This window comes from Embleya sp. NPDC059213 (assembly GCF_042754445.1).
In the GTDB taxonomy this organism is placed as follows: domain Bacteria; phylum Actinomycetota; class Actinomycetes; order Streptomycetales; family Streptomycetaceae; genus Embleya.
Map to the genome: position 1 here is coordinate 43,465 of NZ_JBHZAV010000056.1, position 11,649 is coordinate 55,113.

Consider the following 11,649-nt stretch of genomic DNA (forward strand, 5'->3'; position numbering starts at 1 on the left):
GAGTGTCCTGTGCCGTCCTGGGATACCGCAGGCGGTCGACGACCCGAGACGCCTCAGGCGCTTCGAAGGTCGCCGTGAGGGACGAAGACGGCGGTGGTGGAGTCGTCCACACCGAAAACGACATTGAGGTCCGCCTGTAGAGCGCGGGCCAAACGGTGCAGCACGGGGGGAGTCGGCATGGTGCCGCCGCCTTCCACCCGGGAGATCGCCGCCTGGTGCATCCCGGCGCGTTCTGCCAACGCCGTCTGGGAGAGGCCCAGTTCGGTGCGTCGGTCGTAGACGGCCTGGCCGAGAGCGAAGGCGGCGCCGGCCGCGTCATATGCCGCCTGTTGGGCTGGATCGCGCTCGGCGTCGCGTTCCCAACGGGCGTGGCCACCTCGGATCGCGTGACGGGCTTCCATGATCAGTCCTCCTGAGCGCCGGCCTACCTGCTGTAGATGTGCGTTGCCGCACTGTGCGTCGTCTCGCATTCGTGCAGGGCGCGCCGGGCGCGATCCACTTGAGCTGTTTCGACTATCCGGGTCTTGGCAAACACGGTCGGTAGGATGATTCGACGCCCGGGCGCGAGCCGGTATGTGATGCGGATCGGCCGCCGATCGAGGTGGAAGCGGAGTTCACGCAGTCCGCCGCCCAGGTGCCTGGCGTAGGGCTCTCCGAGTGTTGTGGCCCGGTCGGCAAGCATGTCGGCCGCGCGTTCGACGTGACCGTACTCGGCCGGTGTCAGGCGCGCGAGCCATGCCTGCACTTCCGGCTCGATCCCGATGTCACACCGGTCAGCCATGACGATGAACTTATATGACGCATCCTGCATAAACGGCTCGGTTTGTGTCGCTCGTCCGGGTGAATCCGGCACCGGGAGCGCTCTCCATCATGATCGAGTCCTGGCTGCGACGTCGGACGACGGCGGAAGGAGCCGGGTCGCGCGGTGCGGCGTCGTTCGGGTGCGCTCACAGGCCCCAGAAGCGGCCTTCCAGGCCCACCGAGGCGAAGTAGGTCGCGGCCGAGGACGGGTCGCGGCGTTCGTAGCCCCGGTGCAGGCGTCCCTCGTACCAGTGCTCGGCCAGCCGCCACAGCCTGGTGAGGTCCAGGACGTAGCCGCGTGTCTGGCCCGTGTGGGCGAGCCAGTCGTCCACACAGCCCTCGTCGCAGAACAGTCGTTGATTGCCGCACGCGTGCACCACGTCGTCCCACAGCGTGGTGATCGGCACCAGGAAGTGCGCCACCTCGTCGCCCTTGGGCGGTTGTTCGGTGCCCACGGTCCAGGCGAGGGCCCGCTCGCAGCCGGGGCAGCGGGTCGCGACCAGGACCTCCTCGCCCACCAGGTGCGGCACCGCGAAGGAGTCCCACGCGCAGCCGCCCCACCACAGCGTGCGCGGACCCATCACCGAGAAGCCCAGCGGCACCGCGCTGAACGGGTGTGCCATCACGATCGCACCGTCGCGCAGCACGATGTGTCGCTGCTCGTGCAGGGCCCACAGCCCCGCCCGCACGGTCGCCTCGGAGACCCCCAAGGTCATTGCCAACTCCGGGTCGGACGGCGCCCGTCCGGTCTCGGCGAAGCCTCGGTAGACCGCCAGGCGCAATTGCTCGACGCTCACGAGGCCACCTCCCGCTCGGGCTCGGGCACGACCGTGATCGGGGCCGGTTCGGCGGCGCCTGCGGCCTCGGGCACCCGCGCGGTCGGGATCGTGGCGACCCGATTGCGCCGGGACTGGCGGATCGCGTCGTAGGTGAGCACGGCGAGCGCCGTCCACACCAGGGCGAAGCCCGCCCACCGCGCGGCGGGCATCGGCTCGTGATAGACCGCGACTCCGATCCCGAACTGGATGATCGGGGCCAGGTATTGCAGCATGCCGATCGTGCTCAGCGGCACCGTGTTCGCCGCCACCGCGAAGCACAACATGGGGATCACGGTGATCAGGCCCGCCGTCATCAACATCAGCGCCTGGGGCGTGCCCTCGTGCCCGAACGTGCCCTCCCCGGTCCAGGCCAACCAGGTCAGGTAGCCCAGCGCGGGCAGGAACATCACGGCCGTCTCGATCGTCATCGAGTGGGTCGCGGGCAGGTTCATCCGCTTCTTGATGTAGCCGTACGTCGCGAACGAGCAGGCCAGGGTCAGCGCGATCCACGGCACCCGGCCGTAGGCGACGATCAGCACCACCACCGCCGTGACGCCCATCCCCACGGCGGTCCACTGGATCGCCCGCAACCGCTCGCCGAGCACCACGACACCGATGCCGATCAGCACCAACGGCGTGATGAAGTAGCCCAACGAGGTCTCCACGACCTGGTCGTGGTTCACGCCGTAGATGTAGGCGCCCCAGTTGATCGAGATCATCACGGCCGCCAGCGTGACCGTGACCAGCTTGGCCGGCGTGCGGACGATCTCGCGGATCCACGACCACTGCCGCAGTGCGGCGAGCAGGACGACCATGCACAGCAGCGACCAGGTCATCCGGTGGGCGAGGATCTCCACGGCGCCGGCCGGCTTGACGTGCGGCCAGTAGAGCGGGAAGAGGCCCCACATGGCGTAGGCCGCCGTGCCCAGGAGCAATCCGCGTCGTTCTGAACCCATGCCGCCGACCGTACTGGCGAATTGGCCTGCCGTCAGGAGCCAATCCGGAATGAGTGGATTCACCACGCCCGGGCGCGCCCCCGAGGCGTGCTCCGGGGCTCAGTCGCCCTCGCGGCTCAACGCCTCCCATCGGGTGTACTCCTCCCGGCGGGCCCGGTCGAGCTCGGCGACCATGTCGAAGGCCGCGCCGCCGAGGATGATCCGGCGTGGTGGCTCGGGCAGATCGACGACGCGCAGCAGGACCGCCGCCGCCTTGGCCGGGTCGGCGTCCTTCGATTCGCCCCAGATCTGCGCCAGTTCGGTGCGCAGCGGTGCGTACGCCTCCTTCTCGGTGGTCATGGTCAGGCCGTGGGTGAACAGCGCCGTCTCGTAGCCACCGGGCTGGACCAGGGTCACGTGCACCCCGAAGCCCGCCGCCTCCATGGCCAGGGCGCCGGTCACGCTGTCGAGGGCGGCCTTGGCCGCGCTGTACAGACCCGTGGACGCGAAGCCGACGGCGGAGCCCATCGAACCGATCTGGAGGATGTGCCCCGAACCCTGCTCGCGCAGGTGGGGGATCACGGCCTGGCTCACCCACAGCGCGCCGAAGAAATTGACGTCGAAGTGCGCCCGGGCCTGCTCCTCGGTCACCTCCTCGATCATCCCGATCAGGCTGACGCCCGCGTTGTTGACCACGATGTCGAGCCGACCGAAGGCCGCGACGGCGCGGGCCACGGTGCGGAACACCGCGTCGCGATCGGTGACATCGAGGGAGAGGGCCACGAAGCGGCCGTCGTACTCGGCGGTGAGGTCGGCGAGCGGCCCGACATCGCGAGCCGCGCCGACGACCCGATCGCCCGCCGCGAGCGCGGCCTCGGCGAAGGCGCGCCCGAGACCCCGGGACGCACCGGTGACGAACCAGACGCGGGGTTCGCGGTCGGTGGGGTCGGTGGTGGTTGTGGTGAGGGTGGCGGTGGTCATGAGGGTGGGCTCCTGTGCTTTTGCGGGGTCGGAACGGGCACTGCGTTCGGATGGTGTCGGCGAGACGGTTCGCGAAGTCGTCGGGATCGCACTCACCTCGGTCGACAGCCGGACGAGGTCGCCGTGCGGTGGTCGGTCTGCACGGGTCGCGGGGCGGCGATCCGCGACCCGGCGATCCGGTCTTCGCGCCGAGGGCGCGGCCCGGCGGGTGTTGCGGGTGCGGCGAGGCCCCGGGCGGCGGCAGCCTCGGCGGTGATTCGCAGACCGGTCCCGGTGGTGGTGCGCACGTCGACGACGGAGAACGTGTCGGATGCGGATGCGGATGCAGAGGTGGAGGTGGAGGTGGAGGTGGTGAGCGGTGCGGCGGCGGCCGGGGTGCGGAACAAGAGCGACAACTCCTCGGAGATGCGATGACGTGCGTCATGCGGGATCAATGCCAAGTGAGACGAGACGGTTCGTCTCGCTTCGAGATTCAGCATGCACCGTCCGCGACTCCAAGTCAAGACGAGACGGTTCGTCTCGCAGATCGGCTATGCTGTGCCCATGACCACCGACAGCACCGATGCCGGCACCGCCGCGAAGCCGAACCCGTCCCGCCGCAGCGAGCAGTCCCGCCGCGCGATCCTGGCCGCCGCCCGCGAGTTGGTCTCCGAGGTCGGCTTCGCGAAGCTCTCGATCGAGGCCATCGCGGCGCGCGCGGGCGTCGGCAAGCAGACCATCTACCGGTGGTGGGGCTCCAAGGGCGAGGTCGTCTTCGAGGCGTTCCTCGCGCTGAGCGACCCGGGGGAGGGCATCGTGCTGCCCGACACGGGCGACGTCGAGACGGACCTGCGGCATCTGATGCGCGAGACCGTCGCCGAGTTCGCCGACCCCGCGTTCGAAGGCCCGATCCGCGCCCTGAACGCCGAGATCATCAACGACCCCAAACTGGCCAGGCTCTACCACGAGAAAATGGCCGCCCCCGTCGACGAAGCCAAAAAGGAACGCCTCCGCAGCGCCCAACGAGCCGGCCAGATCGCCCCCGACCTCGACCTCGACCTGGCCCTCGAACTCCTCTACGCCCCCCTCTACCAACGCTGGCTACTCCGCTCCGGCCCCCTCACCCAGGACTACGCCGACAGCCTCGTCGCCCTGACCCTCAAGGCCCTGCGCCCCTGACCGACCCGCGAACCGCCGACCCACGACCGGCAAGGGCGCGCCACGGGCCGCCGGGACGGGCCAAGGCCACGCCGTCGTCGAGGCTGCTCGTCCGCCGCGCTGGGGCCGCGCTCGGGGCGGTTGCCCACGCTCTCGTCGGGTGGCGTGTGGCCGATCCTCGGTCGTGGGCGTCCCAAGGCGCGCCGTGGTTCCTCGACGTGAGGCGGGCTCGTGGCCGGGCGCGGGTTCCGGTCAGACGGCCACGGTGCCGGTCCACGGGGGCAGGGCGGCAATGGCCTCGGCACGGGAGAGCGCGGTGGTGATGGCTTCGGCGACACGTCCCCGGCCGATCAGCAGGGAAGCCAACGTGGTGACGTCCCTCCTGGGCGCGTCGACAGTGGTCAGCACCGCGATGGCCTCGTCCACGCGTCCCGCGTCGGCCAGGAGCGTGCCCAGGGGGTTCGCCAGGTACCAGTCGCCGACCTTGGGATGCGCACTCAGAATGGCGATCGCCTCGTCTTTCCGGCCGCAGTAGGCAAGCAGCTTGACGCGTTCGAGGAACAGCTCACCGTCCCGACCGCATGCCCGCCGGGCCACGTCGTCGTCGAGGAACGCGAACGCCTCCTCCACCCGCCCCAGGTCGACCAACCGCGTCCACAACACGCTTACGACCCAAGCGAGTTCGGCTCCCGAGGTCGGCAATACGCGCAGTACCTCGATCGCCTCCTCGATCCGATCCAGCCGCGTCGACAACTCGGCCGATCTTGCGGCCACTTCGAACTGCTCACCTCGTGCCACGAAAGGCCGCAGCGCCTCGACGGCCTCGGCCACCCGCCCCTGTTCCTCCAGCGCGTCGGCCATCCGCCAGGCAACCCACGTGTCGTCGCACTCCGGCAACTCCCGCAACTCGTCCCATCGATCGTGGCGGACCAGCATGTCGGCGAGGCCCTCCAGCACGTCGTGGTAGACGGCGCCCTCGTGATGGACGTAGGCCCGCAGTAGCGCCATCGCCTCCTCGACCCGCCCGCGTCGCTCCAGCACCCGGGCCACCGAACCCACGACGTCCCGCCCCCGGGTGGACCACGTATCGGCGGCAACGGTGGGCAGGAGGGCCGCCACCTCCTGCTCCCGACCACACCCTGCGGTCGACTCGACCAGTGCCTCGGCGATGTTCCGGTCCTCGGCGCGCGGCCCCAACAACGCGATCACCTCGTCGACGCGCCCCGCCGCGCCAGTAGTCCGGCCAGTCGGCGCAGTGCGTGGCCGTCCCGTGCGTCCACGAGTGGGCGCACGAGAGCGATCGCCTCGTCCGCACGCCCCCATGCGTCCAGGAGCCCGGCAGCGGTCCCGACCGCCTCCCACCAGCCACTGCGGACGAACGGCGCAAGGACCTCCAGGCCGGCATCGCGCCGGCCCTGCCCGATCAGGACGTTCGCGAACTCCCGCGCGCAATACCAGTCCCAGTCGCCCGCACGCCGGCGCACTTCGCCGAGATGGCCGTGCTCGACGAGCAGCGTCGCCACCTCCGGCGGGATCCAGCCACGGCAGGTACGAAAGCGTCGGTCGAGCTCGGCGGCGTCCACGACGACGGACCCTGATCACCGGCGAGCGATCGCGACCTCTCGGCCGCGTGCACCGACGCTCACGCCCAACGGAGAGCCCGCCGACCTGTCCGCAGCGGGGGCGACAAAGCCGCAGCCTGGACGAACCGGATCGGCCAAGGTCGCGCGGCGCCGGGCTTCGCGGGCCCTGCACGACCGCAACTTGGCCGTGCCGAGGGAGCCGGGTCCGGACCATGAGGGGCTGGGCGGATGGGTCGGGGCGGCGACGCAGGGGAGGAACGGCTCTGGGTGAGCCGTGCCGGCGCATTGTCACCGTCTGCCGTCTGTGAAATATCGTGAACCGACCAAATCGGCCGATCAAGGTTGTTACCGTGTGTTTGGTGACCACCTTGGGGGCGTTGTGAAACGTTCGATCCAGCCGGGCAATCCGGTATTCGTCGCCGCGCGGCACCAGCGTGGGTGGCACTCGCAACAGCGGCTCGCAGACGCGTTCGAGCAGCGAGCCGCCGAATGCGGATTTCGCATCGCCGTCAGCGTGCGGCAGGTGCGGCGCTGGGAGAGTGCCGAGCCGCCGTGGCCGTCGAGCGACTATCAAACGGTTCTGGAGTCGCTGTTCGGATTGCCGCTGACCATGCTGGGCTTCTCGCCACCGGTCGGCTCGCGCCGGTTCGAGGACGAGGTTGCCAGTGCACAGGTGATCGACATGGTCGAGGGCCTGCACGAGGGCGAGCAGTCCGGATGGTGGCGGACCGACCCGAGTGAAGGTTCCGGTGCCCGCGTCGATCGCCTCGTCCGGGTGGAGCAACGGGCAGCCGTTACCCGTGCCTACGAATCCAGTCTGATCCCAGGGCCTCTCCAGGTGTACGAGTACGCGGTCGCGGCGATCCGTGCGTACGTGCCGGCGTTGCCCGAGGACGAGGTGATTCAGCGAGCGCGAGGGCGCACCGAGCGACTGGGACACCTCCAGGCGCTTTCCGACGGATCGCGCGTGTTGCTGTTTCTGATCGACGAACCCGTCCTGCATCGTCCCGTCGGCGGCGAGGCCGTACTGCGTGCCCAACTTGCCCATTTGCTCATCACGGTCTCCGCACTGCCCCATGTGCAACTCCAAGTTTTGCCCCTCTGCGCCGGCGGGCACCCCGGCATGGCGGGTCCCTTCACCCTGTTCGACTTCGGGGACAGGCGAGTCGTGTACACCGAAGCGCTGACGGGGGCTTCCTGGACTTCCCGACCGGCCTGTCTCGCGGCGTACTCGCTCGCCTACGATCGACTCCAGGCAGCAGCGCTCGGTGCGGACGACTCCATGCAACTCGTCGCGCAGAGACTCGCGGAACTGGAGACGGCATGGATGCTCGCGGGCGATGGACGACCAGCAGTCACAGCGGAGGAGAGAACTGCGTCGAGGTCGCGGTTCTGGATGCCGCCGTCGGAGTGAGGGACAGCAAGGTCGTCGACTCGCCAGTGGTCATCGTTCATCCGGCTGCGTGGGCTCGTCTCGTGGACCGCGCCGCCCGCTGAACCCACGGGAGACTTGAGCAGACCCCATCGGCCGGCATCGAGAACTCGGTCCGGGACGCCTCGTGTCGCCTGCGTGCGATGTGTGGCGTCGCCATTCGGCGACGGTGAACGCGAGTGGTGGGGCGCGGCTGTGCTCGGTGCGGTGAGGCGCCCCACCCGCTTCCGGTGGCCATGCGGCGTGCGAACTTGCCCCCAGCCCCCATGGTGGACGGTTCCTGACGGAGCGTCACTTCGATCGGTGGATTTTGGGGATTGGGGCTGCGGTACCGTCACGGACGGTGCCGAATTGTTATTTGACGGACCGTCAGATTTCTCCATACCGTGGCCGTATATCCACGTCTGGATCAAGGAATCGACGCCACCCCGCTCCCGGGACGGCGTGCCTTGTGCTTCCCGAACGCAGGAGCGTCCCGTGCGAACCGTGAACTCCACACCCTTCAAAACCCGCCTGCTGCGCCGCTCCGGCGTACTGGCGGGCCTCGTCGGCCTGACGCTCGGCGCCACCGCGTGTGGTGGCGACGACGACTCCGGCAGCGGAGCCTCCGGCTCGATGACGGTGCTCATCACCCAGGAGGCCAAGGGCATCGACCCGATCATGACCACGGTGTCCTCCCTCACCGGCGGCAACCAGGCCGCGGCCGTGTTCGACATGCTCTTCTGGATCAACCCCAAGACCGGCAAGGCCGAACCGCAGATCGCCGAGAGCGCGACCGCCGGCGAGGGCAACTCGGTCTGGACGATCAAGCTCAAGCCCAACGTCAAGTTCTCCGACGGCACCGCGCTCGACGCCGAGGCGGTCAAGTTCAACTGGGAGCGGCACGCCGACCCGGCGAACAAGTCGGTGCAGTTCACCGCCGTCAAGGGGATGAAGTTCGACGCGGTCGACGCGCAGACCGTCAAGGTCACGCTGCCCGCGCCGAACGCCCACTTCGACCTGGTCGTCGCGCACAACCTGGCCTTCATCGGATCGCCCACCGCGATCCGGGCCGACCCGAAGCTGTTCGCGCAAAAGCCGGTCGGCGCGGGGCCGTTCAAGCTCAAGACGTGGATGCGCGACTCGCAGCTCACCCTGGAGCGCAACGCCTCGTACTGGGGCCAGGGCAAGCCCGCGCTCAAGGAATTGATCTTCAAGCCGGTGATGGACCAGAAGCAGCGCCTGGCCGCGCTGTCCTCGGGTCAGGCCCAGCTCATGACGACGGCGCACTTCCCGTCGACCGAGCAGGCCAGGAAGGACGGCATGACGGTCACGCTCGATCCCAAGAGCGGCGGCTTCATGACCATGTTCGACACGTCCAAGCCGCCGTTCAACGATCCGCGTGCGCGCCGCGCGTTCGCGTTGATCATGAACCCGGAGGACCGCAACCAGACCATCCAGGGCTCGCCGGGGCAGACCCTGAAGAGCTGGTTCCAGCCCGCGTCGCCGTTCGCCAACCCGGACGCGGTCTACGCGACCAACAACCGCGTCGAGGGGCAGAAGCTGCTCGACGAACTGGCGGCCGAGGGCAAGCCGTTGAGCTTCACCTACACGACCAACAGCAGCGCGAGCGCGCGGATGACGGCCGAGTACTGGCTCACCCAGATCAACGGCATGAAGAACATCACGATGAAGACCGAGTTCCTGGAGGGCGCGGCCTACATCCAGAAGGTGCTGATCAACAACGACTTCCAGGCCTCGGAGTTCGTGATCACCTTCGACGAGCCGGAGCCGGTGTTGTACAACTTCACCCACTCCAAGGGCTCGGAGAACCGCACCAAGTGGAGCAACCCCGTCGTGGACAGGGCGCTCGACGACGCCCGCAACAGCGATGACCCGGCGGTGCGCAAGGCCGCCTACCAGAGCGTGCAGGCGGAGATCGTCAAGGAGGTTCCGTTCTTCTCCTACGAGAAGTCCTTCGCGGCGGCGGTCCAGGGCAAGAACAGCAAGATCGAGGGCCTGTCGCTGTTCGAGGACGGTCTGATCCTCTTCGACCGGATCGCGCTCAAGTAGTCGCCGGCACAAAAGTGACACCACGTCAGGGACGCACCCACCGTGCGTCCCTGACGCCGTGTCAGGCCCGCGACGGGCGGATGAACAGCGCCTCGGCCTCGGCGACCAGCTCGCCCTCGGCGTACGACCGGGCGGTGACCCACGCCTTGCGTCCCTCCACGCGCGAGACGCCCGCCTCGTAGTCGATGCGCGTGTACAGCGGCGTCGCCCGACGCATCCGCACGGTCAGCCACCCGGTCATCCCGAGCACCCCGGAGCCGGATTGCGCGCAGCCCATCACCTCGTCGAAGGCCGCCGCGACATAGCCGCCGTGCACCCGCCCGTACGGACCCTCGTAGGCGGCGCCGAAGGTGGCGTGCGCCCGGACCAGCGGCCCGTCGCCGGTGATCTGCATCGGCGGCGCGAGCGGGTTCGCCGCGCCCGCGAGCGGGCTGCGTTCGTGCAGGGCCAGATCGCGCGAGTTCGGTGTGCGGTCGCCCACACGAACCAGTGCGGCGATGCGATCGGCCAAATCTGATACATCGTCAGCTACGCTTTCCAGCGTGCTCTCGGCGTCCTCCGGGTCGACCGACTTCACCGCCTCGATCAGGCGGCGGGTCGCCTCGGCCAGCCGGTGCCGCGCCGCGCGTCCGGCGCTGTCCGGCTCCGGTCGGGGGGTCCAGGTCAGCCGCAACTCGCGCAACACGTCGGCCGGTATCGGCGGCGGAGCGAGGGCCTCGTCGGGCTCGCGGATGTCCGTGGGGTCGGGGGCGGCGGCGGTCATGACGGCTCCCGGAGGTGGAGTGGCCCTGGCTTCAGCCGGGCGAATGGCCGATCATTGCATGTAAAAAGAACGAGTTCTAGTTTTGACGGGCCGCCGTCGCAGGTGGCGCCGTCGTAGTACCGAACCGCAGTCACAGTAGAGGAGACGTCATGCCGATCGATGCCGCGAAGGCCACCGGAGCCGAGCCCCGCACGGGTGAGATCGCCTGGTCGAACAAGGACGTGATCCTCTACCACCTGGGCCTGGGCGCGGGCACCCCGGCCACCGGCGCGGACGAACTGCGTTACACGTACGAGAAGAACCTGCACGTCCTGCCGACCTTCGCGACGGTGGCCGGCACCAAGGTCGGCGGCAGCCTCTCCGCGCTGCCCGGCATCGACATCAACCTGCGCGCGGTGCTGCACGGCGGCCAGGAGATCGTCGTGCACAACCCGCTCCCGGCCAAGGCCAAGGGTGTCAAGGCCACCAGCCGGGTCTCGAACGTGTACGACAAGGGCAAGGCCGCCGTGATCGTGCTGGAGTCGTCGGCCGAACTCGAGGACGGGACCAAGCTGTACGACTCCCGCGCCGAGATCTTCGTGCGCGGCGAGGGCGGCTTCGGCGGCGAGCGCGGCCCGGTGACCAAGATCGACGTGCCCGAGCGGCCGGCCGACCACACCATCGACGTGCCCACCAGCGCGGACCAGGCGCTGCTGTACCGCCTGTCCGGCGACTGGAACCCGCTGCACGCCGACCCGGACTTCGCCAAGGCGGCCGGCTTCGACACCCCGATCCTGCACGGCCTGTGCTCGTACGGCCTGACGCTGAAGGCGGTCGTGGACAACGTGCTGGGCGGCGACGTCTCGCGGGTCAAGCGCTACCGCACCAAGTTCGCCGGCATCTTCTTCCCGGGCGAGACCATGCGGATCCGAGTCTGGGAAGAGGACGGCAAGCTGCTGATCAACACCTCCGCCGTGGAGCGCGACGACGCGATCGTGCTCTCCGACACGGTGGTCGAGTACGGCGCCTGACGACACGCGCCGCCGCCGAAGCGGCAAGGCAGGCCGGGGGGCCCCCGGGGCCCCCCCCCCCCAGGGACCCCCGCCAGGGTGCCGGTGAAGTATAAAAAAAAACAAGACCACCAGACAACCCAAAAACAAGTATTCAC

The 11,649-nt window shown here is 69.1% G+C and carries 14 protein-coding genes; 5 read left to right on the forward strand and 9 right to left on the reverse strand.

All coding sequences use genetic code 11. The features are described from left to right. Positions 1–53: 53 nt before the first annotated feature. The 6 genes from ACFXMF_RS21730 to ACFXMF_RS21755 all read right to left on the reverse strand — a co-directional run bounded on the left by ACFXMF_RS21730 (position 54) and on the right by ACFXMF_RS21755 (position 3,921). Entirely contained in the window at positions 54–401 is a 348-nt protein-coding gene (locus ACFXMF_RS21730; protein ID WP_360310253.1) for a helix-turn-helix transcriptional regulator, read from the reverse strand. 23 nt (positions 402–424) lie between these two features. Then, complete coding sequence (locus ACFXMF_RS21735) at positions 425–781, reverse strand: type II toxin-antitoxin system RelE/ParE family toxin (RefSeq protein ID WP_379988396.1); 357 nt, start codon at positions 779–781, stop codon at positions 425–427. Positions 782–947: 166 nt separating this feature from the next. Beyond that, entirely contained in the window at positions 948–1,598 is a 651-nt protein-coding gene (gene merB / locus ACFXMF_RS21740; RefSeq protein ID WP_360310251.1) for an organomercurial lyase, read from the reverse strand. Continuing rightward, a complete protein-coding gene (gene rarD / locus ACFXMF_RS21745; protein WP_379988395.1) occupies positions 1,595–2,575 on the reverse strand; it encodes an EamA family transporter RarD in 981 nt (326 codons plus the stop codon). Before rarD ends, merB begins: the two co-directional genes overlap by 4 nt. A 99-nt stretch (positions 2,576–2,674) precedes the next feature. Continuing rightward, positions 2,675–3,535 carry an SDR family NAD(P)-dependent oxidoreductase gene (locus tag ACFXMF_RS21750; protein WP_379988394.1) on the reverse strand — a complete coding sequence of 287 codons (861 nt, stop codon included), beginning with the start codon at positions 3,533–3,535 and terminating at the stop codon, positions 2,675–2,677. 92 nt (positions 3,536–3,627) lie between these two features. Continuing rightward, complete coding sequence (locus ACFXMF_RS21755) at positions 3,628–3,921, reverse strand: hypothetical protein (protein ID WP_379988393.1); 294 nt, start codon at positions 3,919–3,921, stop codon at positions 3,628–3,630. A gap of 157 nt (positions 3,922–4,078) precedes the next feature. Here ACFXMF_RS21755 and ACFXMF_RS21760 point away from each other — a divergent pair, with 157 nt between their 5' ends. Beyond that, positions 4,079–4,693, forward strand: coding sequence for a TetR/AcrR family transcriptional regulator (locus ACFXMF_RS21760; RefSeq protein ID WP_379988392.1), 615 nt, complete (start codon positions 4,079–4,081; stop codon positions 4,691–4,693). Positions 4,694–4,924: 231 nt separating this feature from the next. Here the strand turns inward: ACFXMF_RS21760 and ACFXMF_RS21765 are convergent, their stop codons facing one another. Continuing rightward, positions 4,925–5,881 carry a tetratricopeptide repeat protein gene (locus ACFXMF_RS21765; RefSeq protein WP_379988391.1) on the reverse strand — a complete coding sequence of 319 codons (957 nt, stop codon included), beginning with the start codon at positions 5,879–5,881 and terminating at the stop codon, positions 4,925–4,927. After that, on the reverse strand, positions 5,878–6,255 hold the full coding sequence (locus ACFXMF_RS21770) for a hypothetical protein (protein ID WP_379988389.1): 378 nt from the start codon (positions 6,253–6,255) through the stop codon (positions 5,878–5,880). Before ACFXMF_RS21770 ends, ACFXMF_RS21765 begins: the two co-directional genes overlap by 4 nt. Before the next feature lie 379 nt (positions 6,256–6,634). On the opposite strand from ACFXMF_RS21770, the gene ACFXMF_RS21775 reads away from it, so the two are divergent. The 3 genes from ACFXMF_RS21775 to ACFXMF_RS21785 all read left to right on the forward strand — a co-directional run bounded on the left by ACFXMF_RS21775 (position 6,635) and on the right by ACFXMF_RS21785 (position 9,739). Further along, positions 6,635–7,669, forward strand: a complete 1,035-nt coding sequence (locus ACFXMF_RS21775) for a Scr1 family TA system antitoxin-like transcriptional regulator (RefSeq protein WP_379988388.1) — start codon at positions 6,635–6,637, stop codon at positions 7,667–7,669. After that, the gene (locus ACFXMF_RS21780) at positions 7,648–7,752 is read left to right on the forward strand and encodes a DUF397 domain-containing protein (protein ID WP_379988403.1); all 105 of its coding nucleotides are present in this window, start codon (positions 7,648–7,650) and stop codon (positions 7,750–7,752) included. The genes ACFXMF_RS21775 and ACFXMF_RS21780 overlap by 22 nt, the downstream gene beginning before the upstream one ends. Positions 7,753–8,173: 421 nt before the next feature. Continuing rightward, on the forward strand, positions 8,174–9,739 hold the full coding sequence (locus ACFXMF_RS21785; protein WP_360310235.1) for an ABC transporter substrate-binding protein: 1,566 nt from the start codon (positions 8,174–8,176) through the stop codon (positions 9,737–9,739). 61 nt (positions 9,740–9,800) lie between these two features. Here ACFXMF_RS21785 and ACFXMF_RS21790 read toward each other — a convergent pair whose 3' ends face one another. Then, positions 9,801–10,502: a PaaI family thioesterase gene (locus ACFXMF_RS21790; RefSeq protein WP_360310233.1), complete on the reverse strand. Its 702-nt coding sequence runs from the start codon at positions 10,500–10,502 to the stop codon at positions 9,801–9,803. A 149-nt stretch (positions 10,503–10,651) separates the two neighbouring features. On the opposite strand from ACFXMF_RS21790, the gene ACFXMF_RS21795 reads away from it, so the two are divergent. After that, the gene (locus ACFXMF_RS21795; RefSeq protein ID WP_379988385.1) at positions 10,652–11,512 is read left to right on the forward strand and encodes a MaoC/PaaZ C-terminal domain-containing protein; all 861 of its coding nucleotides are present in this window, start codon (positions 10,652–10,654) and stop codon (positions 11,510–11,512) included. Positions 11,513–11,649 lie beyond the last annotated feature (137 nt).